The 25,925-nt window shown below is 69.2% G+C and carries 20 protein-coding genes; 15 read left to right on the top strand and 5 right to left on the bottom strand.

Annotated features, from left to right (window positions below; all coding sequences use genetic code 11):
• Nucleotides 1-358: 358 nt before the first annotated feature.
• Entirely contained in the window at nucleotides 359-1,123 is a 765-nt protein-coding gene (locus ACIBJF_RS01560) for an IclR family transcriptional regulator (RefSeq protein ID WP_351804182.1), read from the bottom strand.
• 274 nt (nucleotides 1,124-1,397) lie between these two features.
• Between ACIBJF_RS01560 and metH the strand changes: the two genes are divergently transcribed.
• The 4 genes from metH to ACIBJF_RS01540 all read left to right on the top strand — a co-directional run bounded on the left by metH (nucleotide 1,398) and on the right by ACIBJF_RS01540 (nucleotide 9,543).
• Complete coding sequence (gene metH, locus ACIBJF_RS01555) at nucleotides 1,398-4,913, top strand: methionine synthase (RefSeq protein ID WP_399171616.1); 3,516 nt, start codon at nucleotides 1,398-1,400, stop codon at nucleotides 4,911-4,913.
• A 215-nt stretch (nucleotides 4,914-5,128) separates the two neighbouring features.
• Entirely contained in the window at nucleotides 5,129-5,830 is a 702-nt protein-coding gene (locus ACIBJF_RS01550) for an HAD family phosphatase (protein ID WP_365330339.1), read from the top strand.
• A 433-nt stretch (nucleotides 5,831-6,263) separates the two neighbouring features.
• Entirely contained in the window at nucleotides 6,264-7,868 is a 1,605-nt protein-coding gene (locus ACIBJF_RS01545; RefSeq protein ID WP_399171615.1) for an ABC transporter substrate-binding protein, read from the top strand.
• A gap of 97 nt (nucleotides 7,869-7,965) precedes the next feature.
• Nucleotides 7,966-9,543, top strand: a complete 1,578-nt coding sequence (locus ACIBJF_RS01540) for an ABC transporter substrate-binding protein (RefSeq protein WP_399171613.1) — start codon at nucleotides 7,966-7,968, stop codon at nucleotides 9,541-9,543.
• 72 nt (nucleotides 9,544-9,615) lie between these two features.
• Here ACIBJF_RS01540 and ACIBJF_RS01535 read toward each other — a convergent pair whose 3' ends face one another.
• Together ACIBJF_RS01535 and ACIBJF_RS01530 are read right to left on the bottom strand one after the other, a co-directional pair.
• Nucleotides 9,616-10,287: a response regulator transcription factor gene (locus tag ACIBJF_RS01535; protein ID WP_228618649.1), complete on the bottom strand. Its 672-nt coding sequence runs from the start codon at nucleotides 10,285-10,287 to the stop codon at nucleotides 9,616-9,618.
• 14 nt (nucleotides 10,288-10,301) lie between these two features.
• Nucleotides 10,302-11,333, bottom strand: a complete 1,032-nt coding sequence (locus ACIBJF_RS01530; protein ID WP_351804192.1) for a PD-(D/E)XK nuclease family protein — start codon at nucleotides 11,331-11,333, stop codon at nucleotides 10,302-10,304.
• A 178-nt stretch (nucleotides 11,334-11,511) separates the two neighbouring features.
• Between ACIBJF_RS01530 and ACIBJF_RS01525 the strand changes: the two genes are divergently transcribed.
• The 3 genes from ACIBJF_RS01525 to ACIBJF_RS01515 all read left to right on the top strand — a co-directional run bounded on the left by ACIBJF_RS01525 (nucleotide 11,512) and on the right by ACIBJF_RS01515 (nucleotide 15,053).
• The gene (locus ACIBJF_RS01525) at nucleotides 11,512-13,230 is read left to right on the top strand and encodes a site-2 protease family protein (RefSeq protein ID WP_399171612.1); all 1,719 of its coding nucleotides are present in this window, start codon (nucleotides 11,512-11,514) and stop codon (nucleotides 13,228-13,230) included.
• A gap of 94 nt (nucleotides 13,231-13,324) precedes the next feature.
• Nucleotides 13,325-14,227: a tRNA (adenine-N1)-methyltransferase gene (locus ACIBJF_RS01520; RefSeq protein WP_279553094.1), complete on the top strand. Its 903-nt coding sequence runs from the start codon at nucleotides 13,325-13,327 to the stop codon at nucleotides 14,225-14,227.
• A gap of 244 nt (nucleotides 14,228-14,471) precedes the next feature.
• Nucleotides 14,472-15,053 (top strand): hypothetical protein, encoded by a 582-nt coding sequence (locus ACIBJF_RS01515; protein WP_399171611.1) that lies wholly within the window; start codon nucleotides 14,472-14,474, stop codon nucleotides 15,051-15,053.
• Nucleotides 15,054-15,072: 19 nt separating this feature from the next.
• On the opposite strand, the gene ACIBJF_RS01510 is transcribed toward ACIBJF_RS01515, so the two are convergent.
• The gene (locus tag ACIBJF_RS01510; RefSeq protein ID WP_356311329.1) at nucleotides 15,073-15,375 is read right to left on the bottom strand and encodes a ferredoxin; all 303 of its coding nucleotides are present in this window, start codon (nucleotides 15,373-15,375) and stop codon (nucleotides 15,073-15,075) included.
• 523 nt (nucleotides 15,376-15,898) lie between these two features.
• Here ACIBJF_RS01510 and arc point away from each other — a divergent pair.
• The 6 genes from arc to prcA all read left to right on the top strand — a co-directional run bounded on the left by arc (nucleotide 15,899) and on the right by prcA (nucleotide 22,027).
• Nucleotides 15,899-17,665 carry a proteasome ATPase gene (arc, locus tag ACIBJF_RS01505; protein WP_351804202.1) on the top strand — a complete coding sequence of 589 codons (1,767 nt, stop codon included), beginning with the start codon at nucleotides 15,899-15,901 and terminating at the stop codon, nucleotides 17,663-17,665.
• Nucleotides 17,666-17,897: 232 nt separating this feature from the next.
• Nucleotides 17,898-19,409 carry a depupylase/deamidase Dop gene (gene dop, locus ACIBJF_RS01500; protein WP_399171610.1) on the top strand — a complete coding sequence of 504 codons (1,512 nt, stop codon included), beginning with the start codon at nucleotides 17,898-17,900 and terminating at the stop codon, nucleotides 19,407-19,409.
• A 170-nt stretch (nucleotides 19,410-19,579) separates the two neighbouring features.
• Nucleotides 19,580-19,798 carry a ubiquitin-like protein Pup gene (locus ACIBJF_RS01495; protein WP_023551933.1) on the top strand — a complete coding sequence of 73 codons (219 nt, stop codon included), beginning with the start codon at nucleotides 19,580-19,582 and terminating at the stop codon, nucleotides 19,796-19,798.
• A 191-nt stretch (nucleotides 19,799-19,989) separates the two neighbouring features.
• Entirely contained in the window at nucleotides 19,990-20,415 is a 426-nt protein-coding gene (locus ACIBJF_RS01490) for an endonuclease VII domain-containing protein (protein WP_399171785.1), read from the top strand.
• On the top strand, nucleotides 20,367-21,212 hold the full coding sequence (prcB, locus tag ACIBJF_RS01485) for a proteasome subunit beta (RefSeq protein ID WP_399171609.1): 846 nt from the start codon (nucleotides 20,367-20,369) through the stop codon (nucleotides 21,210-21,212). The genes ACIBJF_RS01490 and prcB overlap by 49 nt, the downstream gene beginning before the upstream one ends.
• 62 nt (nucleotides 21,213-21,274) lie before the next feature.
• The gene (gene prcA, locus ACIBJF_RS01480; RefSeq protein ID WP_399171608.1) at nucleotides 21,275-22,027 is read left to right on the top strand and encodes a proteasome subunit alpha; all 753 of its coding nucleotides are present in this window, start codon (nucleotides 21,275-21,277) and stop codon (nucleotides 22,025-22,027) included.
• 81 nt (nucleotides 22,028-22,108) lie between these two features.
• On the opposite strand, the gene ACIBJF_RS01475 is transcribed toward prcA, so the two are convergent.
• Nucleotides 22,109-23,125 carry a LacI family DNA-binding transcriptional regulator gene (locus ACIBJF_RS01475; RefSeq protein WP_399171607.1) on the bottom strand — a complete coding sequence of 339 codons (1,017 nt, stop codon included), beginning with the start codon at nucleotides 23,123-23,125 and terminating at the stop codon, nucleotides 22,109-22,111.
• Between the two features lie 94 nt (nucleotides 23,126-23,219).
• Here ACIBJF_RS01475 and ACIBJF_RS01470 point away from each other — a divergent pair, with 94 nt between their 5' ends.
• Together ACIBJF_RS01470 and pafA are read left to right on the top strand one after the other, a co-directional pair.
• On the top strand, nucleotides 23,220-24,479 hold the full coding sequence (locus ACIBJF_RS01470) for an MFS transporter (protein ID WP_399171606.1): 1,260 nt from the start codon (nucleotides 23,220-23,222) through the stop codon (nucleotides 24,477-24,479).
• A 9-nt stretch (nucleotides 24,480-24,488) separates the two neighbouring features.
• Nucleotides 24,489-25,850 carry a Pup--protein ligase gene (gene pafA, locus ACIBJF_RS01465; protein ID WP_055709514.1) on the top strand — a complete coding sequence of 454 codons (1,362 nt, stop codon included), beginning with the start codon at nucleotides 24,489-24,491 and terminating at the stop codon, nucleotides 25,848-25,850.
• Nucleotides 25,851-25,925 lie beyond the last annotated feature (75 nt).

Genomic DNA, 25,925 nt, shown 5'->3' with positions numbered 1-25,925 from the left:
CGAACCCCGGGTCCCTCCGGTGGTTCTGGCGCCCTCGGGGATGAGAGCGATTGCCGGCCCTTGGCGTTGCCACACTCTAGCGCGTATTGCCGGTAGGTGTTCGACAATGCCGACCGATGGACGGGAGTCTTGCTTCGGCGTTACGCGTGCGTCAAGGGTTCTGTTATCGAAAACAGGATCGTTATTGATCGCTGCCGGTTATCACTCTTCGCGCGTTGACGTGGGCATTAGCCCCCTATGCCGGTTTCAGGGTAGGGCGAGAACCGGAACGCCGCCCGGCGTTCCGGTCGTGGCCTGAGGCGTCCCCAGGCGTGCTCACAAGGAGCGCCGAGCGCTCGGGGAAAGGAGCGCCGAGCGCTCAGAACCGTCCCGCGCCCAGGTCCCTCGACACCGCGCGGGCGCAGTCGCGCACCGCCGCGATCAGCTCGGGGCGCAGCTCCCCGTCCGGGCGCAGCCGTTCCACGGCCCCGGTGATGCCGACCGCGCCCACGGGCATGCGGCGCCGGTCGTGGATGGGCGCGGCGACCGACGCCACGCCCTCCCAGGTCTCCTCGATGTCGGCCGCGTAGCCACGCGCGCGCGTGATGTCGAGGAGGTGCTCGAAGTCGTCGGCGTCGTACACCGTGCGGTCCGTGAAGGGCTTGCGCTCGGACTCCAGCGCCTCGCTGTGCGCGACCGGGTCGTAGGCCGCCAGCACCTTGCCGAGCGCGGTGGAGTGCAGCGGCTGCATGGCACCGATCTCCAGCACCTGCCGGCTGTCGTCCGGCCGGAAGACGTGGTGCACGATCAGCACGCCCTGCTGGTGCAGGACCCCCAGATACACGCTCTCCCCGCTGGAGCGGGCCAGGTCGTCGGTCCACACCAGGGCCCTGGCCCGCAGCTCGTGCACGTCCAGGTAGGTGGTGCCCAGGCGCAGCAGCTCCGCGCCCAGCTGGTAGCGCCCGGAGGCGTCGTCCTGCTCCACGAAGCCCTCCTGCTGGAGGGTGCGCAGAATGCCGTGGGCGGTGCCCTTGGCGAGGCCCAGTGACGAGGCGATGTCCGACAGGCCGAGCCGCCGCTCGCCGCCCGCGAGCAACCGCAGCATCGCGGCCGCCCGTTCGAGCGACTGGATGTTCCGTGCCATCCCCGTCCTGCCTCCGTCCCTTCGACTGCCGCCGTGTATTCAACACCGTTCGGCAATGTCGAACACTACCGGTCCGTGCCGACCTCCCGCTAACGGTCGGTCGGCACTTGTTACATCACAGGTGACCTGCGCGTGGCGCACCCGCCACCGGCGTCCGCCTCGTGGACGCAGGTGCCCATCCAAGCCGACTCCCGGCTACTCTGGCGCCGTGCGGCCTCCCCACCCGCCGGGGGCATCGCATAGCCGACAGCCGTCGCATCTAGGGAGCCCCTTCATGGCCTCGTTGCCACCGTCCCCTTCCGCCGACAGCCGGACCCGTGCGTCCGCGCTCCGAGAGGCACTCGCCACCCGCGTGGTGGTCGCCGACGGAGCCATGGGCACCATGCTCCAGGCCCAGGAACCCACACTCGACGACTTCCAGCAGCTCGAGGGCTGCAACGAGATCCTCAACCTCACCCGCCCCGACATCGTCCGCTCCGTCCACGAGGCGTACTTCGCCGTGGGCGTCGACTGCGTCGAGACCAACACCTTCGGGGCCAACCACTCCGCCCTCGGCGAGTACGACATCGCCGAGCGCGTCCACGAGCTGTCCGAGGCCGGCGCCCGGGTGGCCCGCGAGGTCGCCGACGAGTTCACCGCCGGGGACGGCCGCCCGCGCTGGGTCCTCGGCTCCATGGGCCCCGGCACCAAGCTGCCCACCCTGGGCCACGCCCCGTACACCACCCTGCGCGACGCCTACCAGCGCAACGCCGAGGGCCTGGTCACCGGCGGCGCCGACGCGCTGCTCGTGGAGACCACCCAGGACCTGCTGCAGACCAAGGCCGCCGTCCTCGGCGCCCGCCGCGGCCTGGACGCCCTCGGCCTGGACCTGCCGGTGATCGTGTCGGTGACCGTCGAGACCACCGGCACCATGCTCCTCGGCTCCGAGATCGGCGCCGCGCTCACCGCGCTGGAGCCGCTCGGCATCGACATGATCGGCCTGAACTGCGCCACCGGCCCGGCCGAGATGAGCGAGCACCTGCGCTATCTCGCCCGCAACGCCCGCATCCCGCTGTCCTGCATGCCCAACGCGGGCCTGCCCGTCCTCGGCAAGGACGGCGCCCACTACCCGCTGACCGCGCCCGAGCTGGCCGACGCCCAGGAGACCTTCGTCCGCGAGTACGGCCTCTCGCTGGTCGGCGGCTGCTGCGGTACGACCCCCGAGCACCTGCGCCAGGTCGTCGAGCGCGTCCAGGGCCTCACCCCGCCCGCCCGCGACCCGCGCCCGGAGCCGGGGGCGGCCTCCCTCTACCAGTCGGTGCCGTTCCGCCAGGACACCTCCTACCTGGCCATCGGCGAGCGCACCAACGCCAACGGCTCCAAGAAGTTCCGCGAGGCCATGCTGGAGGGCCGCTGGGACGACTGTGTGGAGATGGCCCGGGAGCAGATCCGCGAGGGCGCGCACATGCTCGACCTGTGCGTGGACTACGTCGGCCGGGACGGCGTCGCCGACATGGAGGAACTCGCCGGCCGCTTCGCCACCGCCTCCACCCTGCCGATCGTCCTGGACTCCACCGAGGTCGACGTCATCCAGGCGGGCCTGGAGAAGCTCGGCGGCCGCGCGGTGATCAACTCGGTGAACTACGAGGACGGCGCCGGCCCGGACTCCCGGTTCGCCAAGGTCACCAAGCTGGCCCGGGAGCACGGCGCCGCCCTGATCGCGCTCACCATCGACGAGGAGGGCCAGGCCCGCACCCCCGAGAAGAAGGTCGAGATCGCCGAACGGCTGATCGACGACCTGACCGGGAACTGGGGCATCCGTGAGGAGGACATCCTCATCGACACCCTGACCTTCACCATCTGCACCGGTCAGGAGGAGTCCCGCAAGGACGGCCTCGCCACCATCGAGGCGATCCGCGAGCTCAAGCGGCGCCACCCGGCCGTGCAGACCACCCTGGGGCTGTCGAACATCTCCTTCGGCCTGAACCCTGCCGCGCGCATCCTGCTGAACTCCGTCTTCCTGGACGAGTGCGTGAAGGCGGGCCTGGACTCGGCGATCGTGCACGCCTCCAAGATCCTGCCGATCGCCCGCTTCGACGAGGAGCAGGTCACCACGGCCCTGGATCTGATCTACGACCGCCGCGGCGAGGGCTACGACCCCCTGCAGAAGCTCATGCAGCTCTTCGAGGGCGCCACCGCCAAGTCCCTGAAGGCCGGCAAGGCCGAGGAGCTGGCCGCGCTGCCGCTGGAGGAGCGCCTCAAGCGGCGCATCATCGACGGCGAGCGCAACGGCCTGGAGGCCGACCTCGACGAGGCCCTGCGGGACCGCCCGGCGCTCGACATCGTCAACGAGACCCTGCTGGACGGCATGAAGGTCGTCGGCGACCTGTTCGGCTCCGGCCAGATGCAGCTGCCGTTCGTCCTGCAGTCCGCCGAGGTCATGAAGGCCGCCGTCGCCTACCTCGAACCGCACATGGAGAAGTCGGACGCCGAGGGCAAGGGCACGATCGTGCTGGCGACCGTGCGCGGCGACGTCCACGACATCGGCAAGAACCTCGTCGACATCATCCTGTCCAACAACGGCTACAACGTCGTCAACCTGGGCATCAAGCAGCCGGTCTCCGCGATCCTGGAGGCCGCCGAGGAGCACCGCGCCGACGTCATCGGCATGTCCGGGCTGCTGGTGAAGTCCACGGTGATCATGAAGGAGAACCTGGAGGAGCTCAACCAGCGCGGCCTCGCCGCCCGCTTCCCGGTCATCCTCGGCGGCGCCGCCCTCACCCGCGCCTATGTCGAGCAGGACCTGCACGAGATCTACGAGGGCGAGGTCCGCTACGCCCGCGACGCCTTCGAGGGCCTGCGCCTGATGGACGCCCTCATCGGCGTCAAGCGCGGCGTGCCGGGCGCCAAGCTGCCCGAGCTGCGCCAGCGCCGGGTGCGGGCCACGGCCTCCGTCGAGGTGGAGGAACGCCCCGAGGAAGGGCACGTCCGCTCCGACGTCGCCACCGACAACCCCGTGCCGACCCCGCCGTTCTGGGACACCCGGATCGTCAAGGGCATCCAGCTCAAGGAGTACGCGAGTTGGCTCGACGAGGGCGCCCTGTTCAAGGGCCAGTGGGGCCTGAAGCAGGCCCGCACCGGCGAGGGACCGTCGTACGAGGAACTGGTGGAGAGCGAGGGCCGGCCGCGGCTGCGCGGCCTGCTGGACCGGCTGCAGACGGAGAACCTGCTGGAAGCGGCCGTCGTCTACGGCTACTTCCCCTGCGTGTCCAAGGACGACGACCTGATCATCCTGGACGAGCAGGGCAACGAACGCACCCGGTTCACCTTCCCGCGCCAGCGCCGCGGCCGCCGCCTGTGCCTCGCCGACTTCTTCCGCCCGGAGGAGTCCGGAGAGACCGACGTCGTCGGCCTCCAGGTCGTCACCGTCGGCTCCCGCATCGGCGAGGAGGCCGCCAAGCTCTTCGAGGCCAACTCCTACCGCGACTACCTCGAACTGCACGGCCTGTCCGTCCAGTTGGCGGAGGCGCTCGCCGAGTACTGGCACGCCCGGGTCCGCGCGGAGCTCGGCTTCGCCGGCGAGGACCCGGCCGAGATGGAGGACATGTTCGCCCTGAAGTACCGCGGCGCCCGCTTCTCCCTCGGCTACGGCGCCTGCCCCGACCTGGAGGACCGCGCGAAGATCGCGGACCTGCTCCGGCCGGAGCGGATCGGCGTCCACCTGTCCGAGGAGTTCCAGCTGCACCCCGAGCAGTCGACGGACGCGATCGTCATCCACCACCCGGAGGCGAAGTACTTCAACGCCCGCTGAGCCCTACGGGGGTCTGGCCGCAGCCGCGGTGCCGTCGGCTTCACGGCGCCCGGCAACGGCCCTCTGGCCTGCGTCAGGGTGATTTTCGGCATACCCCCCGTGCGCGAGTGGTAAACGAGGCGGTTCGGGCGCCGGAGACGTACACTGGTCGGTCCACCAGGCCGGTTCCCTGTGACGGGAACCGGCCTGATCGTCCCTCAAGGAGGTGCGCCCGGATGACCAGCACGGTCCCCGCGCTCGGAACCCTTACGGCCGAAGGCTCCGCCCTGCAGGCGGTGCTCCTCGACATGGACGGCACCCTGGTGGACACCGAGGGTTTCTGGTGGGACGTCGAGGTCGAGGTCTTCGCCACGCTCGGCCACACCCTGGACCCGTCCTGGCGGCACGTCGTGGTCGGCGGACCCATGACCCGCAGCGCCGGCTTCCTCATCGAGGCCACCGGCGCCGACATCACGCTCGCCGAACTCACCGTGCTGCTCAACGAGGGCTTCGAGGACCGCATCGACCGGGCACTGCCGCTGATGCCGGGCGCCGCCCGCCTGCTCGCCGAACTCCACGAGCAGTCCATCCCCACGGCCCTGGTCTCCGCCTCCCACCGGCGCATCATCGACCGCGTGCTGAGCGTCCTCGGCGCCCACCACTTCACCCTGACCGTCGCCGGCGACGAGGTCTCGCGCACCAAGCCCTTCCCCGACCCCTACCTGCTCGCAGCGGCGGGGCTCGACGCCCGGCCGGACAGATGCGCGGTGGTCGAGGACACGGCGACCGGTGTCGCCGCCGCCGAGGCCGCGGGCTGCCGCGTCGTCGCCGTACCCTCCGTCGCCCCCATCAGCCCGGCCGCGGGACGCACTGTGGTGACCTCTCTGGAAGAGGTCGACCTGGCATTTCTGCGCGGCCTGATGACGGAAATGCTCTAGCCGTTCACCCAGCGTGAAAAGTCCATTGGCCCGGTTGGACAAATTTCCGGGGAAGTACACCCGAGTGGAATTCACAGTCGGCCATCCGGCCGAATTCCACTGACTCCCCACACAGTTGGGGGTGTGACGTTCCCCACCCCGGCCGCTCTCGACAACCCGGGTCAAGTGTGCTGAACGGACCTGTTCGGCCCGGAACGGCGAGTCTTTGTGTCCCGATTGATGGGATGCTGCACTAATCCTGCCGCTGTCGGGTTTTCGGTGCGTCCGCACCTGGTTTCACTGCGTGATGGGGGATCAACTCACGGGGCCGTGAACCCTCCTGCGGGCGCGGACTAATCTCATCGCGAGAACATCGCCGCAACCCCCCGTGATCCGCCGCACCACCCCTGCATGCCGGATACACGGACCCGAACAGCTCTGGAGAAACTCCCGCATGAACCGCAAGACTCTGGTGCTGCCGGCGGTGGCCGGCCTGCTCACCCCGGTTCTCGCCGCGTGCGGCGGAGCCGACAGCGGGAGCAAGAGCGGTGACGCCATCGTCGTCGGCACCACGGACCGGTTCACCACCACCAGCGACGCCCCGGCGCCCCTCGACCCCGCCTACGCCTACGACGTCGGCACCTGGAACATCCTGCGCCAGACCGTGCAGACCCTGATGGCCCAGCCCAAGGGCGAGGGCGACCCCGTCCCGGACGCGGCCGAGAGCTGCTCCTTCACCGACACCGGCAGCGAGCGCTACGCCTGCAAGCTCCGCGACGGCCTGAAGTTCGCCAACGGCGACCAGGTGACCGCCCAGGACGTCAAGTACTCCATCGAGCGCGCCCTGCGCATCAAGTCCAGCAGCGGTGTCTCCTCCCTGCTGAGCACCCTCGACACCATCGAGACGCAGGGCGACAGCGAGGTCATCTTCCACCTCAAGACCGCCGATGCCACCTTCCCGTACAAGCTGTCCACCCCGGTCGCGGGCATCATCAACCCGAAGGACTACGAGAAGGACAAGCTCCGCAACGGCTTCGAGGTCGACGGCTCCGGCCCCTACTCCTTCCACGCCGACGTCAGCGGCAACGCGATCACCACCGCCACCTTCACCAAGAACCCCAACTACAAGGGGTACTTCAAGGTGAACAACGACAAGGTCGAACTGCGCTCCTTCGACGACGCCGAGGCCATGGGCGCCGCCATCGACAAGGGTGACATCGACGTCATGACCCGCACCATGTCGCCCGCCCAGATCCAGAAGCTGGACGCCGGCAGCGACGACAAGGCCGACCTGGTCGACATGCCGGGCCTGGAGATCCGCTACCTCGCCTTCAACACCGACGCGCCGAGCGTGAAGTCCAAGGCCGTACGCCAGGCCATGGCCCAGCTCATCAACCGCGCGGAAATCGTCTCCAAGGTCTACGGCACCCAGGCCGAGCCGCTGTACTCGCTCGTCCCCGCCACCGTCACCGGCCACTCCAACTCGTTCTTCAACAAGTACGGCAACCCCAGCGTCGCCAAGGCCAAGAACCTGCTGACCAGGGCCGGCATCACCACCCCGGTCAAGCTGACCCTGCACTACACCACCGACCACTACGGCTCCGCCACCAAGAAGGAGTTCGAGGTCCTGCAGAAGCAGCTCAACGACAGCGGCCTGTTCGACGCCTCCATCCAGGGCCACCCCTGGGACACCTTCCGGCCCGCCGAGCAGAAGGGCCAGTACGACGTCTACGGCATGGGCTGGTTCCCCGACTTCCCCGACGCCGACAACTTCCTCGCGCCCTTCCTCGACAAGGACAACTTCCTCGGCTCCCCGTACTCCAACAGCACCATCCAGCGCACCCTGATCCCTCAGTCCCGCCGCGAGGCCGACCGGCTCAACGCCGGCAAGAGCCTGACGCAGATCCAGGACATCGTCGCCGAGGACGTCCCGGTCCTGCCGCTGTGGCAGGGCAAGCAGTACGTCGCCGCCCGGGACGACATCACGGGTGTCGCCTACGCCCTCAACTCCTCTTCGACGCTTCAGCTGTGGGAGCTCGGCCGCGGTGTGAGCGGCTGACGGCTCTCCCGTCCGGGGGGCCGGGGACGGCCGCCCGGACAACCCGAGGCCAGGACGGTGGTCCCGGGGGACGAACCGACGACAAGGCACATTTCAAGTGAACATGCGCAACCAGTGGCCAGTCCTGCCCATCGTGGCGGGGCTGGCCTTCGGCCTGCTGACCGGCTGTGGCTCGGGTTCCGGTGATTCCGGGGGTACCGGCAACTCCGTGGTGATGGGGATGTCCGACGACGTCCTCGCCACAGACCCGGCCTCCGGCTACGACCCCGGCTCCTGGCTGTTGTTCGACAACGTCTTCCAGACGCTGCTCAGCTTCCCCAAGGGCGGCACCGAACCCCAGCCCGAACTGGCCAGGCAGTGCACCTTCACCGACTCCCGGGCCACGGTCTACCAGTGCACGCTCAAGGACGACCTGAAGTTCAGCAACGGTGACCCGCTCACCTCGAAGGACGTCAAGTTCTCCTTCGACCGCATGCTGAAGATCAACGACCCCTCGGGGCCCGCGATCATGTTCCCGATGCTCGGCAGCGTCGACACCCCGGACGCCAAGACGGTCGTCTTCCACCTGAAGTCCTCCGACGCGACCTTCCCCAGCAAGATCGCCTCCGGTGCCGGCTCCATCGTCGACCACCGCCAGTACGACGCCAACGGCCTGCGCACCGACCACAAGGCCATCGGATCCGGCCCCTACAAACTGGACTCCTTCGGCAAGGACCAGGCGGTCTTCTCCGTCAACGGCAACTACCAGGGCACCGCCAAGGTCAAGAACTCCGGCGTCACCATGAAGTTCTTCCACGGCGACCGCGCCGGCCTGAAGAAGGCCCTCCTCGACGGCAACGTCGACATCGCCTACCGAGGCCTGTCCGCCTCCGACATCGCCGGCCTCGACGGGCAGGACGGCAAGGGCGTCGACGTCATCGAGGGCAGCAGCGCCGAAGTCCAGCACCTGGTCTTCAACATGAACGACCCGGTCGCCGGAAAACTCGGCGTCCGCAAGGCCCTGGCCTACCTCGTCGACCGCGACGCCCTCATGAAGAACGTCTACCAGGGCACCGCCACCCCGCTGTACTCGATCATCCCGGCGGGCATCGTCGGCCACAACACGGCCTTCTTCGACACCTACGGCGCCCGCCCCTCCCAGGCCAAGGCCGCCGCCGCACTGCGCGCCGACGGCATCACCGGCAAGGTCAGGCTCAGGCTGTGGTCCACGCCGTCGCGTTACGGCCCCGCCACCGACGAGGAGCTGAAGGCCATCGCCGGACAGCTCAACGCCAGCGGCCTGTTCGACGCCGACGTCAAGTCGGTCGCTTTCGACCAGTACGAGAAGGACATCGCGGCCGGCAAGTACGGCGTCTACGTCAAGGGCTGGGTCCCCGACTACCCGGACGCCGACAACTTCACCGCCCCCTTCTTCGGCAAGGGCAACGTGCTGGACAACAACTACAGCAACCGCACCATCACCGGCACCCTCATCCCCGACACCGCCGCGCAGAGCGACCGGGGCGCCACCGACAAGTACTTCGGGCGGCTGCAGAACATCGTCGCCACCGAACTGCCCGTCCTGCCCGTCTGGCAGGCCAAGCAGTACGCGGTCGTCCGCGACGGCGTCTACGGCCTGGAGTACTGCCTGGACGCCTCCACGGTGTTCCGGTTCTGGGAACTCAGCAAGAGCTGACGCCACTTGACGCCAAGGGCGCCCATCTCCGCACGGGAGGGGCGCCCTTGGCCGTCGTACCGACGTGACCGCTCACTGCGCGCCGGGGCGCACCAGACCGCTCTCGTACGCGTACACCGCCGCCTGCACCCGGTCCCTGAGACCCAGCTTGGTCAGCACATGCCCGACATGCGTCTTGACGGTGGTCTCACTGACGAACAGGTCGGCGGCGATCTCCGCGTTGGACAGACCGCGCGCCACCAGCTTCAGCACCTCCACCTCGCGGTCGGTGAGGGTGTTCAGCGTGTCCGGCACCGGCTCCTCGCCGGAGGGCAGATGCGTGGCGTACTTGTCCAGCAGCCGGCGCGTGATGCTCGGCGCCAGCATCGCCTCACCTGCCGCCACCACCCGGATCGCCTGCACCAGCTCGTTGGCGGGCGCGTCCTTCAGCAGAAAGCCGCTCGCCCCGGCCCGCAGCGCCTCCACCACGTACTCGTCCAGATCGAACGTGGTCAGCACCAGCACCTTCGCCGGACCGGACCGGTCGGGTCCGGTGATCTGCCGGGTCGCCTCCACCCCGTCCATCCGCGGCATACGGATGTCCATCAGCACCACGTCCGGCTGCAGGGCCCGCACCTGATCGAGGGCCTGCAGACCGTCGCCGGCCTCGCCCACGACCGCGATGTCCTGCTCGGCCTCAAGGATCATCCGGAAACCCGTACGCAGCAGGGGCTGGTCGTCGACCAGTAGGACACGGATGGCCACGTGACACTCCTTCGCTAGTCCGGGCCCATTCTGCCCTGCGACACACTCCCGGATTCGCGCGCCCTCACCGGGAGCGGATACGGCGGGGGAGTGCCGCCGAACTCCGGGCAGTGCGCCTGGTGATCGCACCAGCCGCACAGCTTCGTCGGGCGCGGCCGCCACTCCCCACTCTCCGTGGCCTGCCGGATGGCGTCCCACAGCGCGTGCAGCTTGCGCTCCACCCGCTCCAGGTCGGCGAGCACCGGGTCGTACGTCAGCACATCCCCGCTGCCCAGATACACCAGCTGCAGCCGCCGCGGCACGACCCCCTTCAGCCGCCACACCACCAGCGCGTAGAACTTCATCTGGAACAGCGCGCCCTCGGAGTACTCCGGCCGCGGCGCCTTCCCCGTCTTGTAGTCGACGATCCGCACCTCACCGGTCGGCGCCACATCCACCCGGTCGATGATCCCGCGCAGCCGCAGCCCCGACTCCAGCTCGGCCTCCACGAACAGCTCCCGCTCGGCCGGCTCCAACCGCGTCGGATCCTCCAGCGTGAACCAGCGCTCGACCAGTTGCTCGGCCTCCTGAAGCCACCCGGCCATCCGCTCCCCGTCAGCGTCGTCCGCGAACAGCTCCATGAGCTCCGGCCTGCTCTCCCGCAGCCGGTCCCACTGGCCCGGGATCAGCGCCTTCGCCCGCGGCGCGGTCCGCTCCGCCGCGGGCGCGTCGAACAGCCGCTCCAGCACCGCGTGCACCAGCGTGCCCCGGGTCGCCGCCGCGCTCGGCTTCTCCGGCAGCCGGTCGATCACCCGGAACCGGTACAGCAGCGGGCACTGCATGAAATCGCCGGCCCGGGACGGGGACAGGGAGGTGGGCGGGATGGCGACGCGCTCGGCACCGGCCTCCGGCGGAGCCGGCACGGCCGAGTCCGGCTCGGCGGCCTCCACGGCTGTCGCGGGCGCCGGCACCGAAGCCGCCGTGGGCGTCGGTTGCGGCGCCTCGGCCGGATCCGTCTGCTCGGCGCCGCCCGGCAGGGCTCCCGCGTCCTCGATGCTGCTGTCCATGTCCACAGACCTTACGGCCCACCACTGACAGTGACCCAGCCGCCGCCGCACCGGGCCGCGCGACCACTGGGCAAACTCGAAGGGTGCCGGGGCGAAACGCGTCACCAAGGCCGCATACCATCGACCAGAGACCCTTCCGTCCGGCAGGTACGGAAGACGCTTCGAACGAGGGGACACCGTGGACGTGAGCGGCGGGAGCGGGCAGCCGCGGTCCGGCAACGACAAGCCGGCCGAGCACCCCGCAGGTCCAACGGCCCCGACGGCCGACCGCACCGACCATGCGGCCCCGGAGCCGCAGCCCACCACGGACCACAGCCGGGCCGGGACCGACGACAAGCGACACACCCCCGACCACCCGGCCGCCCCGAGCCCTCTGCCTGCGGAGGGTACGGCCGGCACCAGCGGCGTGCCGGGTGGCACCGGCGGGACCGGCACCAGCGGCTCGGACGGCACCAGCGGCTCGGACGCGACCGGCGCCGCGGGCCGCCCCGATGCGACCGGCACCGGTGACGGCGCGGGCGCCGAGGAACCCACCGCCGGCCCGGAGGCCACCGGCACCAGCGCTCCGACCGGCACAACCGGGAGCTCGGAGACCCCGCACCGCGATACGACCGCCCCGGCCCCCACCCCCGCAGAACCCGAAACCGCCCCCGGCACCCGGCACGCATCGCACCCCGAGCAGCACCGCACCCTCGCCCACTCCGGAATCGCCAAGGGCGAGCCGCCCCAGCCACGGCCCAAGGAACCCGGTGGCGGGATCCTCATGGGCCGCCCCTTCGGCGTGCCGGTGTACGTCGCGCCCAGCTGGTTCCTCGTCGCCGCGCTCATCACCTGGGTCTTCGGCGGCCAGCTCGACCGCGTGCTGCCCGAGCTCGGCGCCGCCCGCTACCTGGTCTCCCTGTTCTTCGCCGTCGCCTTCTACGCCTCCGTGCTGGTCCACGAGCTGGCCCACACGGTCGCCGCGATCCGCTTCAAGCTCCCGGTCCGCCGCATCCAGCTGCAGTTCTTCGGCGGCGTCTCCGAGATCGAGAAGGAGGCCGAGACCCCGGGCCGGGAATTCGTCCTGGCCTTCGTCGGCCCGCTGCTCTCCCTCGTCCTCGCCGGACTGTTCTACCTCGCCATGAAACCCGTCGAGCCCGGCACCGTACCCGGCGTCCTGCTCGCCGGCCTGATGATCTCCAACCTCATCGTGGCGATCTTCAACCTCCTCCCCGGCCTGCCCCTCGACGGCGGCCGCATGCTCCGCGCCGTCGTCTGGGCCATCACCGGCAAACCCATGAGCGGCACCGTCGCCGCCGCCTGGGTCGGCCGCGCCCTCGCCGTCGCCGTCCTGATCGGCCTGCCGCTGCTCAACCAGTCCGGCGCCCTCGGCGGCGGCAGCGAGGACACGGGCGGCATGGACACCGTCACCGACGCCCTGCTCGCCGCCATCCTCGCCGCGATCATCTGGACCGGCGCCGGCAACAGCCTGCGCATGGCCCGCCTGCGCGAACACCTCCCCGAACTGCGCGCCCGCACCCTCACCCGGCGGGCCGTCCCCGTCCAGACCGACACCCCCCTCTCCGAGGCCCTGCGCCGCGCCAACGCCGCCGGCGCCCGCGCCCTGGTCGTCGTCGACGCCCACGGCAACCCCATCTCCCTGGTCCGTGAGTCCGCCATCGTCGGCGTACCCGAACACCGCCGCCCCTGGGTCGCCGTCAGCGGCCTCGCCCAGGAGCTCACCGACGGCATGCGCGTCTCCGCCGAACTCGCCGGAGAAGAACTCCTCGACGTCCTGCGCGCCACCCCCGCCACCGAATACCTCGTCGTCGAGGAAACCGGCGAGATCTACGGCGTCCTGTCGGCGGCGGACGTCGAGCGGGCCTTCGTCAAGGCGATGGCACGGCCCGCCTCGTAACGCCCCGTACCGGACGGACCACCGCCCGGCCCGCACGCACCGCCCCCACCCTCCGTCGGCCAAACCCCCGGCAGGGACCCGGTACGCTGGTCACATGTCCGAACCGACCGGTGCCGCCCGCAGACGCGGGCCCTTCAAGGTCGGGGACCAGGTACAGCTGACCGACCCCAAGGGCCGCCACTACACGTTCACGCTCGAAGCAGGGAAGAACTTCCACACCCACAAGGGTTCCTTCCCGCACGACGAACTGATCGGCGCTCCCGAGGGCAGCGTTGTCCGCACCACCGGCAACGTCGCCTACCTCGCGCTGCGCCCCCTGCTCCCCGACTACGTCCTGTCCATGCCCCGCGGGGCAGCCGTCGTCTACCCCAAGGACGCGGGGCAGATCCTCGCCTTCGCCGACATCTTCCCCGGCGCACGCGTCGTCGAGGCCGGCGTCGGCTCCGGCTCGCTCAGCAGCTTCCTGCTGCGCGCCATCGGCGACCAGGGCATGCTGCACTCCTACGAGCGCCGCGAGGACTTCGCCGAGATCGCCAAGCAGAACGTGGAACGCTACTTCGGCGGCCCCCACCCCGCCTGGCAGCTCACCGTCGGCGACCTCCAGGACAACCTGTCCGACACCGACGTCGACCGCGTCATCCTCGACATGCTCGCCCCCTGGGAATGCCTGGAGGCCGTCTCCAAGGCACTCGTCCCCGGCGGCATCCTGTGCTGCTACGTGGCCACCACCACCCAGCTCGCCCGGACCGTGGAGTCCATCCGGGAGATCGGCTGCTTCAACGAGCCGACCTCCTGGGAGACCATGATCCGCAACTGGCACATCGAGGGCCTGGCCGTACGCCCCGACCACCGCATGATCGGCCACACCGGCTTCCTGCTCACCGCCCGCCGCCTCGCCGACGGCGTCGAGCCGCCCATGCGCCGCCGCCGCCCCGCCAAGGGCGCCTACGGCGAGGACTACGCCGGCCCCAACGCCGACGGCGGCGCCGGCCGCTGAACCACCCCGCACACGGCACAACGCGACGGCGCCGTGCCCGAGTTCCCGCCCACCGACGGGAACTCGGGCACGGCGCCCGTCCGTTGACAGGGCACCAGGACTCCCCAGCCCGCGTCTCGTACGCCCCTTACACGCGCGGGCCCCCGCCTGCGGGAATCCCCGACCCCGCCGTTCCCCCGCACTGTGACGTGTGGCACCATGCTGGCCACCCCCACCGGCACAGCCCTCACAGGAGACACTCCTAGTGCAGTCATCCGCCGTTCCGGAGCTCGCCCACACGCAGACCCGGCCCATCCACTGGGTCGCCACCGCCACGGCCGTCGCCGGCGTCGTCGCCCTCTCCTCCGTCGTACAGCCCGGATCGGCCACGGCCGCCCAGGCCCCGGGCGGCACACACACCAAGTCCGCCCCCGCGGCCGTCGCACCACCCAGCACCACCGGCGTGGACTTCCCCCTGCAGTGCGGGCCCGTCAAAGCCGTGGTCGCCAAGAAAGCCACCGGAGACCTCGACGGCGACGGCAGACCCGAAACCGTCGCAGTGGTGCACTGCGACTCCGCCATGGGCACACCGCCCGACGGCGTCTACGTCCTCACCCGCTCCACCGACAGCGACCAACCACGCGTGGTCGCCACCCTCGTCGACCCCGAGGACCGGCTCACCGTCAGCGACTTCTCGATCCACGCGGGCACCGTCGCCGCCACCCTGCTCGGCTACTCCTCCGACGCCGTCCCCAACTGCTGCCCCGACACGAAAACCCCGGCCAAGTGGCACTGGAACGGCACCGCGTTCATCCGCTCCACCCCCGCCGCCACCCACAGCGTCTGACCCGGGGCCCGGCCCGGACTCACTCCGCGTCGGGCCCGTACACCTCGACCCTGTCCGAAACCCGGCGCACATGAATGCACTCGCCGGGACACTCCCGCGCCGAATCCACCACATCCGCCAGCAGCGGCAACGGCACCGGCGCCGCCGCACCCACCGCCTGCAGCAGCTCCTCGTCCGCGCCCTTCACATAGGCCAGCCCGTCGATGTCCAGCTCGAACACCTCAGGGGCGTACTGGGCGCAGATCCCGTCACCGGTACACAGATCCTGGTCGATCCAGACCTCCAGCGCCTCCCCGCCCGGGGCCTCCTGCTGCACGGTCACCTCTCCTGCCGTCGGAACGCCGGGCGGAGCCGGCACCACCAGGGCCAGCCGGGTCCGCACCAGCGGCTGTTGAACACCCCCGACCCTACCTCCGCCCGCAATCCGGCCACCTTCCGCCGGTACCGGGTTTCCACCCCCGCCCCCTCGGGTACCAGCGCTCGACCAGGACAGAGACAGCCCCCGGCCACGGCACCCACCACTTCAAGCCAGGCCGACCGTGACACCCCCCGCCCGGACCGTCGCTCTGCGTGATGAAACGCGCGAGCGCGCCGCGCGCTGCCCACCACCGGGCCCACGCGCCCGGAGTGGACAACTCCGGCCACTCCTGAAGGGTTTTGACCACCCGATGCCCGGAACAAGCTGCTTCCGTATCACGTTGAGTGGGTATCCCCTCCGTGCGAGGGAGACCGCAACGGGTGACCGACGACACACCTTGACAGTCTTTGTGATCTAGGGGTTTCAATCGACACCCACCCAGGTAGGGTCTGGAAGCGTCCAGCTCCCCTTGGAGGAGGTGAGGACCGTGGCAGCCCACGACGACGACATGAACCGCGGCATCCGCCCGGGACGAGGGTCCGACGACCCGGCCGGGCAGATCGCCTACCTTGAGCAGGAGATCGCCGTCCTGCGACGCAAGCTCGCCGACTCTCCGCGACACACGAGGATTCTCGAAGAGCGGATCGTCGAGCTGCAGACGAACCTGGCCGGCGTGTCCGCCCAGAACGAACGGCTGGCCAACACCCTCCGCGAGGCCCGCGACCAGATCGTGGCCCTCAAGGAAGAGGTCGACCGGCTCGCCCAGCCGCCCGCCGGCTTCGGCGTCTTCCTGCAGGCAAACGAGGATGGCACCGCCGACATCTTCACCGGCGGCCGCAAACTCCGGGTGAACGTCAGCCCGAGCGTCGACCTCGACGACCTCAGGCGCGGCCAGGAAGTCATGCTCAACGAAGCGCTCAACGTGGTCGAAGCCATGGAGTTCGAGAGCGTCGGCGACATCGTCACCCTCAAGGAAATCCTCGAGGACGGCGAGCGCGCCCTCGTACTGGGACACACCGACGAGGAACGGGTCGTACGGCTCGCCGAACCACTGCTCGGCACCACCATCCGCGCCGGCGACGCCCTCCTGCTCGAACCCCGCTCCGGCTACGTCTACGAGGTCGTCCCCAAGAGCGAGGTCGAAGAACTCGTCCTCGAAGAGGTCCCGGACATCGGCTACGACCAGATCGGCGGACTCGGCAACCAGATCGAGGCCATCCGCGACGCGGTCGAGCTGCCCTACCTCTACCCGGACCTGTTCAAGGAGCACGAGCTGCGCCCGCCCAAGGGCGTCCTCCTCTACGGCCCCCCCGGCTGCGGCAAGACACTCATCGCCAAGGCCGTCGCGAACTCACTCGCCAAGAAGGTCGCCGAGGTCACCGGCCAAGCCGCCGGCAAGAGCTTCTTCCTCAACATCAAGGGCCCCGAGCTGCTCAACAAGTACGTCGGCGAAACCGAGCGGCAGATCCGCCTCGTCTTCCAGCGTGCCCGCGAGAAGGCCAGCGAGGGCACCCCCGTGATCGTCTTCTTCGACGAGATGGAGTCCCTCTTCCGCACCCGAGGCTCCGGCGTCAGCTCGGACGTGGAGAACACCATCGTCCCCCAGCTCCTCGCCGAGATCGACGGCGTGGAAGGCCTGCAGAACGTGGTCGTCATCGGCGCCTCCAACCGCGAGGACATGATCGACCCCGCCATCCTGCGCCCCGGCCGCCTCGACGTGAAGATCAAGATCGAGCGTCCCGACGCCGAGGCCGCCAAGGACATCTTCGGCAAGTACCTCACCGAGCGCCTCCCCCTGCACGCCGACGACCTCAGCGAGCACGGCGGCAGCAAGGAGACCACCGTCCAGAGCATGATCCAGACGGCGGTCGAGCAGATGTACGCCGAATCCGAGGAGAACCGCTTCCTGGAAGTCACCTACGCCAACGGCGACAAGGAAGTCCTCTACTTCAAGGACTTCAACTCCGGCGCCATGATCGAAAACATCGTCGGACGCGCCAAGAAAATGGCGATCAAGGACTTCCTCGAAAAGAACCAGAAGGGCCTCCGCGTCTCCCACCTCCTCCAGGCCTGCGTGGACGAGTTCAAGGAGAACGAAGACCTCCCCAACACCACCAACCCCGACGACTGGGCCCGCATCTCCGGAAAGAAGGGCGAACGGATCGTCTACATCCGTACCCTCATCACCGGAAAGCAGGGCGCGGACACCGGACGCTCCATCGACACGGTGGCCAACACCGGTCAGTACCTGTAACACCAGGGCGGCTGCGGGTGCCCTCACCGGGTACCCGCAGCCCTCGCGTTTTCAGGCCACGACCGGAGCAGCCAATGACGCAAATGATCTCCCCACCAGCGCATAGGCGTTCTAGGCTCGTTCCTACCGCCGAGTCGCGCAGTGCGGGGACGGGCACCGCACACGCACCGGAGCGCAAGCGGGACGTGAGCGGCGCCCACGACCGAGGGTGCCGCCGGGCAAGGAGGGCCGCATGACCGTACGGCGAGTAATGGGCATCGAGACGGAGTACGGGATCTCCGTCCCCGGCCACCCCAACGCCAATGCCATGCTCACCTCGTCCCAGATCGTCAACGCCTACGCGGCGGCGATGCACCGGGCCCGCCGGGCCCGCTGGGACTTCGAGGAAGAGAACCCGCTACGGGACGCACGAGGCTTCGACCTCGCCCGAGAAGCCGCCGACGCCAGCCAGCTCACCGACGAGGACATCGGCCTCGCCAACGTCATCCTCACCAACGGTGCGCGCCTCTACGTCGACCACGCCCACCCCGAATACAGCGCCCCCGAGGTCACCAACCCCCGCGACGCCGTCCTCTGGGACAAGGCCGGCGAACGCATCATGGCCGAGGCCGCCGAACGAGCCGCCCAGCTCCCCGGCGCCCAGCCCATCCACCTCTACAAGAACAACACCGACAACAAGGGCGCCAGCTACGGCACGCACGAGAACTACCTGATGAAGCGGGAAACCCCCTTCTCGGACATCGTGCGCCACCTGACCCCCTTCTTCGTCTCCCGCCAGGTCTTCGCCGGCGCCGGCCGCGTCGGCATCGGCCAGGACGGCCACGAACACGGCTTCCAGCTCAGCCAGCGCGCCGACTACTTCGAAGTCGAGGTCGGCCTCGAGACCACGCTCAAGCGCCCCATCATCAACACGCGCGACGAACCCCACGCGGACGCGGAGAAATACCGCCGCCTCCACGTGATCATCGGCGACGCCAACCTCTCCGAGATCTCCACCTACCTCAAACTGGGCACGACCTCCCTGGTCCTGTCCATGATCGAGGACGGCTTCATCGCCGTGGACCTGGCGGTCGACCAGCCGGTACGGACATTGCACCAGGTGTCCCACGACCCCTCCCTGAAACGCCTGATCACCCTACGTAGCGGCCGGACCCTCACAGCCGTCCAGCTCCAGATGGAGTACTACGAGCTGTCACGCAAATACGTCGAGGAGCGCTACGGCGCCGACGCCGACGACCAGACCAAGGACGTCCTGACCCGCTGGGAAGACACTCTCACGCGGCTCGAGAACGACCCCATGAGCCTGGCGGGCGAGCTGGACTGGGTCGCCAAGCGCGAGCTGATGGAGGGCTACCGCCGCCGCGACAACCTCGACTGGGACGCCGCCCGCCTCCACCTCGTCGACCTCCAGTACGCCGACGTACGCGCCGAGAAGGGCCTCTACAACCGCCTCGCGGCCCGCGGCCGCATGAAGCGCCTCCTGGACGAGTCCGAGGTCGACAGGGCCCGCACCAAGCCGCCGGAGGACACCCGCGCCTACTTCCGCGGCCGCTGCCTGGAGCAGTACGCCGACGACGTCGCCGCGGCGAGCTGGGACTCGGTCATCTTCGACCTCCCCGGCCGCGACTCCCTCCAGCGCGTTCCAACCCTGGAACCGCTACGCGGAACGCGAAATCACGTCAAGGAACTGCTGGACCGCTGCCGCACCGCAGAAGACCTGGTCAGGGTCCTGTCGGGCGGGTGAGCGGGCCAGGGGGTACTCGATGCGGCCCGGGCGGCGGGGTGGAAATCCCGCCGCCCGGGAATCATCGAAATGGCCCCCGTACGTTGGAGAAACTGCGGGGCCGATGTCGGACCCGGCTTGTAGGGTCTGATCATCACCGATCGGCAGGCGAACTGAGCGGGGTGAGGGTTATGGCAACCAAGGACACCGGCGGCGGCCAGCAGAAGGCTACGCGCGCGACCGAAGAGGTCGAGGAGCAGGCGCAGGACGCGCAGGCTTCGGAGGACCTCAAGGAGCGGCACGAGAAGCTGAGCGACGACGTGGACTCCGTCCTGGACGAAATCGATGATGTGCTCGAGGAGAACGCAGAGGACTTCGTGCGCTCCTTCGTTCAGAAGGGTGGGCAGTAGGGCCCTTTTCCCTTCGAATCGAAGGCGAACGGAGATCGGAAGTGTTGGGGGAACCGGAAGTGAAGCGCTGCGCGCGCTGCGGGGAGGTCAAGCCGCGCGCAGCCTTCGCGGCCAAGCGAAGCAATCTTGACGGCTTGCAGCACCGTTGCCGCGAGTGTGCGGCTGAGGCCGACCGGAAGCGCCAGCAGGCCATGGGCAGGACGGTTCCACCGCGCGGATCTGTCCCAGACGGCTACAAGCACTGTCAGGGCTGTGGAGAGGTCAAGCCGCGCTCTGCCTGGCATCGAGGGAAAGCCTCGCGGTGCAAGGCATGCCGTGCCGTTGACGACCCCAGGCACCACCTGGGACGCCAATACGGCCTCACCGAAGCCGAGCGTGACGCGATGGTCGCCTCCCAGTACCGCCTCTGTGCGATCTGCCTGACTGCCCCGCCCGCACATGTGGATCACTGCCACAAGACGGGTAGGGTCCGTGGCGTACTGTGCTTCAACTGCAATTCGGCCATCGGCAAGTTGCGCGACGACCCAGGCGCTGCTCGCCGAGCCGCCGCCTATCTGGAAGGAAACTTGTGGAAGCCAACTCTCGTGGCACCGGGCGTCTACCAGCTGCCTTCCTGACGCCTGGGTCGTCCTCCTTCATGGACTTCCTGTCCGAGCACCAGCCCGAGATGCTGCCCGGCAACCGGCAGCTGCCGCCCACGCAGGGTGTGGTCGAGGCGCCGCACGGCACGACCATCGTCGCCGTGACGTTTCCGGGGGGCGTGGTGCTCGCGGGTGACCGTCGCGCCACCATGGGCAATATCATCGCTCAGCGGGACATCGAGAAGGTGTTCCCGGCGGACGAGTACTCGGCCGTCGGTATCGCTGGCACCGCCGGTCTCGCCGTGGAGATGGTCAAGCTCTTCCAGCTGGAGCTGGAGCACTTCGAGAAGGTCGAGGGTGCGCAGCTGTCGCTGGAGGGCAAGGCGAACCGGTTGTCGACGATGATCCGGTCGAACCTGGGCATGGCGATGCAGGGGCTGGCCGTCGTGCCGCTGTTCGCCGGGTATGACCTGGACCGTGAGAAGGGGCGGATCTTCTCCTACGACGTCACGGGTGGCCGCAGCGAGGAGCACAACTTCGCGGCGACGGGTTCCGGCTCGATCTTCGCTCGTGGTGCGATGAAGAAGTTGTTCCGTGACGACCTGACCGAGGAGCAGGCGACCACGTTGGTGGTGCAGGCTCTCTATGACGCGGCTGACGACGACTCGGCGACCGGTGGTCCCGATGTCGCCCGCCGGATCTACCCGATCGTCACCGTGATCACCGAGGACGGTTTCCGCCGGCTGACGGAGGATGAGTCGTCCGAGATCGCTCGTGCGGTGCTGCAGAAGCGCCTGGAGGAGCCGGACGGCCCGAAGGCCGCTCTGCTCTGAGTGCGGGCCCCGGTTCTTATCAAGGTGATCCAGTGACCATGACAGAAAGGGACGGATAACCGGTGTCGACGCCGTTCTATGTCTCACCCCAGCAGGCCATGGCCGACCGGGCGGAGTACGCCCGGAAGGGCATCGCCCGTGGCCGTAGCCTGGTCGTGCTGCAGTATGCCGACGGCATTGTGTTCGTCGGTGAGAACCCGTCCCGTGCGCTGCACAAGTTCAGCGAGATCTATGACCGGATCGGTTTCGCGGCCGCCGGTAAGTACAACGAGTACGAGAACCTGCGCATCGGTGGTGTCCGTTATGCCGACCTGCGGGGTTACACCTATGACCGTGATGATGTGACCGCTCGTGGTCTGGCGAACGTGTATGCCCAGACGCTCGGCACGATCTTCTCCTCGGCTGCCGAGAAGCCGTACGAGGTGGAGCTGGTCGTGGCGGAGGTGGGGGAGACCCCGGAGGGTGACCAGATCTATCGGCTGCCGCATGACGGGTCGATCGTGGACGAGCACGGTTCGGTCGCGGTGGGCGGTAACGCCGAGCAGATCAGCGGTTTCCTGGATCAGCGTCACCGTGACGGGATGTCGCTGGCGGAGGCACTGAAGCTGGCGGTGCAGGCTCTGTCGCGTGACACCAATGGCAGCGAGCGGGAGATTCCCGCGGAGCGTCTCGAGGTGGCGGTGCTGGATCGTACGCGTCCGCAGAAGCGCAAGTTCAAGCGGATCGTGGGCCGTCAGCTGGCGCGTCTGCTGGCGGCGGACGGTGCGGCCACCGAGGCGGAGAGTTCCGAGGAGGAGGACTCCGAGGAGGAGTGATCCGTCGCCCTTGCCTGCTCCTGTGTGCCCCGGCCGTTGTTCTGGCCGGGGCACACGGCGTTCCGTGGGGCGGCTGGGGGCCTAGGCGGTGCGTGGTGGGGCCGTGGAGCCTCGTACGACCAGTTCGACGGGGATGTCCCCGCCTTCGGGCTCGCGGCCCTCCAGGACGGCGAGGAGGGCGTGCATGCCGTGTTCGCCGAAGCGTTCGGCGTCGAGTCGTACGGTGGTCAGTTCGGGGTCGATGGCGGTGGCGAGGCCGAGGTCGTCGACGCCGGTGACGGAGACGTTGTCGGGGATGCGCAGGCCGAGGCGGCGCAGGGCCTTGTAGGCGCCGGCGGCGAGTTTGTCGTCGTCGCAGACGACTGCGGTGGGCCGGGGGCCGGGTGTGGTGAGGGCGGCCTCGGTGGCGGCGAGGGCTCCTTCGATGGAGATGGGCGCCCTGGCTGTGCGCACCTGTGTCCCCCGCACGGCGGCCATGCGGGTCGCGAGTTCGCGCGCGCGTACCTCGAAGGTCCAGGAGGGTACGTCGGCGGCGAGGTGGAGGATGCGGCGGTGGCCGAGGTCCAGGAGGTGTTGGGTGACCTGGCGGATGCCGTCGGTGATGTCGAGGTTGACGGTGGCGGCGCCGAGGCTGCCTTCGGGGTCGCTGTCGAGCATGACCAGGGGCAGCTGGTCGCCGCGGATGGCGGTGAGGGCGTCGGCGGCCATGGAGGAGGCGATGACGCCGTCGAGGGCGGCTTGTGCGGAGGCGAAGGGGTCGCGGGCGGGGCCGATGCCTTCGGGGGAGGGGTAGAGGACGACTCCGAAGCCGTGGTCGGCCGCCACGCGTGCGGCGCCGGTGTAGACGCCAGCGAAGAATTCGGTGGTGAGGGCGGGTACGACCAGCAGGACGGTGCGGGTGTGGCCGAGGCGGAGGTTGCGGGCGGCGAGGTTGGGGCGGTAGCCGAGTTCGCGGGCGGCGTCGCGGACTCGTTCGGCGGTGGTTTCGGAGACGCGGCCGCGCCATTTGTCGCCCAGGACGAGGGAGACGGCGGCCTGGGAGACCCCGGCTGCCTGGGCGACGTCCCGGCTGGTCGGGCGCGTGCTGCTGCGTGCCACCGTGGGCCTGCCCTTTCGTCTGGACCTCCGAACAGCGCACATGGTACGTATGAGCGGGGACGTTATACGTAAAACTTGAGGCTGGAGGGCGCACATGGCCACGGGTTATCTGGAGATACTCCGGGCGCGGCACGCGCTGCGGCTGCTCACCGGGACGCTGGTGGGCCGGCTGCCGAACGCGACGGCCGCGATCGCCCTGGTGCTGTTCGTCCGCGCCGAGGGCGGCACCTACAGCCTCGCGGGCGCGCTCGCGGCGGTGTACGGCGTCGCCAACGCCGTGGGCCAGCCGGTGCTGGGCCGGCTGGTGGATCTGCACGGCCAGCCGCGTGTCCAGTTGCCGGCGGCGGTCCTCGCGGCCCTGTCCATGGCGGTCTTCGCGTTCTCCGGCACCGATCCGCTGCCGGCGGCGTACGCGGCCGTGGCGGCGGCCGGTCTGTTCACGCCGCCGCTGGAGGGGGGCCTGCGCGCGCTGTGGCCTTCGGTGCTGCGCCGTGAGGAGCAGGTGCACACGGCGTACGCCATGGACGCGATCGCGCAGGAGATCATGTTCACGGTGGGGCCGCTGCTGGTGACATTGTGCGTGTCCCTGTGGGACGAGCGTGCCGCCCTGCTGGTGCTGAACCTGCTGGGGGCGCTGGGTGCGCTCTCCGTGGTGGTGTCGCCGCCCTCGCGCGCGTGGCGGTCGGCGCCGCGTGAGGCGCACTGGCTGGGTGCGCTGCGTTCGCCGGGTCTGCTGGTCCTGCTGGGTTCGTTCCTGTTCGTGGGGATCGCGCTGGGTTCGATCACGGTCGCATCGGTGTCGTACGCCGACGGTCATGGCGGTGACGCGGTGTACGGCTGGATGATGGCGGGGCTGGGTCTGGGTGCGCTGGTCGGCGGCACGGTGTACGGGGCCCGTCGGTGGGGTGGTTCGCCCGAGCGGCGACTGAGCGTGCTCGTGGCCCTTCTGGCGGTGTGTTACCTGCCTTTGACGCTGACGCCGGGCGCGCCGGCCATGGTGCTGCTCACGGTGCTCTCGGGGGTGTTCCTCGCGCCGTGTATCGCCTGTGCGTTCATCATCGTGGACCGGCATGCGCCGAGCGGGACGGTAACCGAGGCTTTCTCCTGGCTTGTGACGACGTTCACCGTGGGCGCCTCGGTGGGTACGGGCGTGGCGGGGCCGGTGGTCCAGGCCGGTGGCACGGTGTGGGGGTTCGCCGTTCCGGGGGCGGCGGGGGCGGTGTCGTTGCTGGTGCTGCTCGTCATGGGGCGGGTCCTCGCAGCTTCCGTGCGGGGCGGGGTCGTTGCGTCTTCATCGGAAAATGATCCAAATCGTGCTGCCGAACCCCGTTTCAGCTCGGGGGATCGGGCGTAATGTTCACTCATGGACCGCCGCATTTTCGGGCTGGAGAACGAGTACGGCGTCACGTGCACGTTCAGGGGACAGCGCCGCCTGTCTCCTGACGAGGTGGCGCGGTACCTCTTCCGCCGTGTCGTGTCATGGGGCCGCAGCAGCAATGTCTTTCTGCGAAACGGCGCCCGGCTCTATCTCGACGTGGGCTCACATCCGGAATACGCGACCCCCGAATGTGACAACGTGATCGAACTGGTCACCCACGACAAGGCCGGCGAGCGCATTCTCGAAGGACTCCTGGTGGACGCGGAACGACGCCTGCACGAGGAGGGAATCGCGGGCGACGTCTACCTCTTCAAGAACAACACCGACTCGGCGGGCAACTCCTACGGCTGCCACGAGAACTATCTGGTGGCCCGGCACGGGGAGTTCTCCCGGCTCGCGGACATCCTCATCCCGTTCCTGGTCACCCGGCAGCTGCTGTGCGGCGCGGGGAAGGTGCTGCAGACCCCGCGTGGTGCCGTGTACTGCGTGAGTCAGCGTGCGGAGCACATCTGGGAGGGGGTGTCCTCGGCGACGACCCGTTCGAGGCCCATCATCAACACCCGTGACGAGCCGCACGCGGACGCCGAGCGTTACCGCCGGCTGCATGTCATCGTCGGTGACTCGAACATGTCCGAGACGACGATGCTGCTGAAGGTCGGCGCGACGGACCTGGTGCTGCGCATGATCGAGGCGGGCACGGTGATGCGTGACCTGACGCTGGAGAACCCGATCCGGGCGATCCGTGAGGTCAGCCATGACATCACGGGCCGGCGCAAGGTGCGGCTGGCCAGCGGCCGGGAGGCGTCCGCGCTGGAGGTGCAGCGGGAGTACTTCGACAAGGCCGTGGACTTCTGTGACCGCCGGGGGATCCGTACCGGCACGGTCGCGCAGGTCCTGGAACTGTGGGGCCGTACGCTGGACGCGATCGAGACCGAGGAACTGGACCGGATCGCCACCGAGATCGACTGGGTGATGAAGTACAAGCTCATCGAGCGGTACCGGGCCAAGAACAACATGACGATGTCGCATCCGCGGGTCGCTCAGATAGACCTCGCCTACCACGACATCCATCGTCGTCGTGGCCTGTACTACCTGCTGGAGAAGAAGGGTCAGGCGGCCCGGGTCTGCAACGACTTGAAGATCTTCGAGGGCAAGTCGGTTCCGCCGCAGACGACTCGTGCGCGGCTGCGCGGTGACTTCATCCGGCGGGCACAGGAACAGCGCAGGGACTTCACGGTCGACTGGGTGCATCTGAAGCTCAACGACCAGGCGCAGCGCACCGTGTTGTGCAAGGACCCGTTCCGTTCGGTGGACGACCGGGTGGAGAAGCTGATCGCCGGTATGTAGTCGAAAGCGGGTGAGTCAAGCGTTTCGGGTGTGAAATGCCGGAACGCCACACGGGCGTCGTACGTTTCCCGTACG

It is taken from the genome of Streptomyces sp. NPDC050743 (assembly GCF_044456925.1).
GTDB lineage: Bacteria > Actinomycetota > Actinomycetes > Streptomycetales > Streptomycetaceae > Streptomyces.
The sequence above is the reverse complement of the archived record's forward strand: the minus strand, read 5'-3'. Positions and strand labels throughout refer to the sequence as shown.

What these genes read in the sequence shown, in the direction of transcription:
- ACIBJF_RS01560 (WP_351804182.1), bottom strand. Translation starts at nt 1,123, where the DNA reads ATGGCACGGAACATCCAGTCGCTCGAACGGGCGGCCGCGATGCTGCGG.
- metH (WP_399171616.1), top strand. Translation starts at nt 1,398, where the DNA reads ATGGCCTCGTTGCCACCGTCCCCTTCCGCCGACAGCCGGACCCGTGCG.
- ACIBJF_RS01550 (WP_365330339.1), top strand. Translation starts at nt 5,129, where the DNA reads ATGACCAGCACGGTCCCCGCGCTCGGAACCCTTACGGCCGAAGGCTCC.
- ACIBJF_RS01545 (WP_399171615.1), top strand. Translation starts at nt 6,264, where the DNA reads ATGAACCGCAAGACTCTGGTGCTGCCGGCGGTGGCCGGCCTGCTCACC.
- ACIBJF_RS01530 (WP_351804192.1), bottom strand. Translation starts at nt 11,333, where the DNA reads ATGGACAGCAGCATCGAGGACGCGGGAGCCCTGCCGGGCGGCGCCGAG.
- ACIBJF_RS01520 (WP_279553094.1), top strand. Translation starts at nt 13,325, where the DNA reads ATGTCCGAACCGACCGGTGCCGCCCGCAGACGCGGGCCCTTCAAGGTC.
- dop (WP_399171610.1), top strand. Translation starts at nt 17,898, where the DNA reads ATGACCGTACGGCGAGTAATGGGCATCGAGACGGAGTACGGGATCTCC.
- ACIBJF_RS01495 (WP_023551933.1), top strand. Translation starts at nt 19,580, where the DNA reads ATGGCAACCAAGGACACCGGCGGCGGCCAGCAGAAGGCTACGCGCGCG.
- ACIBJF_RS01490 (WP_399171785.1), top strand. Translation starts at nt 19,990, where the DNA reads ATGGGCAGGACGGTTCCACCGCGCGGATCTGTCCCAGACGGCTACAAG.
- ACIBJF_RS01470 (WP_399171606.1), top strand. Translation starts at nt 23,220, where the DNA reads ATGGCCACGGGTTATCTGGAGATACTCCGGGCGCGGCACGCGCTGCGG.
- pafA (WP_055709514.1), top strand. Translation starts at nt 24,489, where the DNA reads ATGGACCGCCGCATTTTCGGGCTGGAGAACGAGTACGGCGTCACGTGC.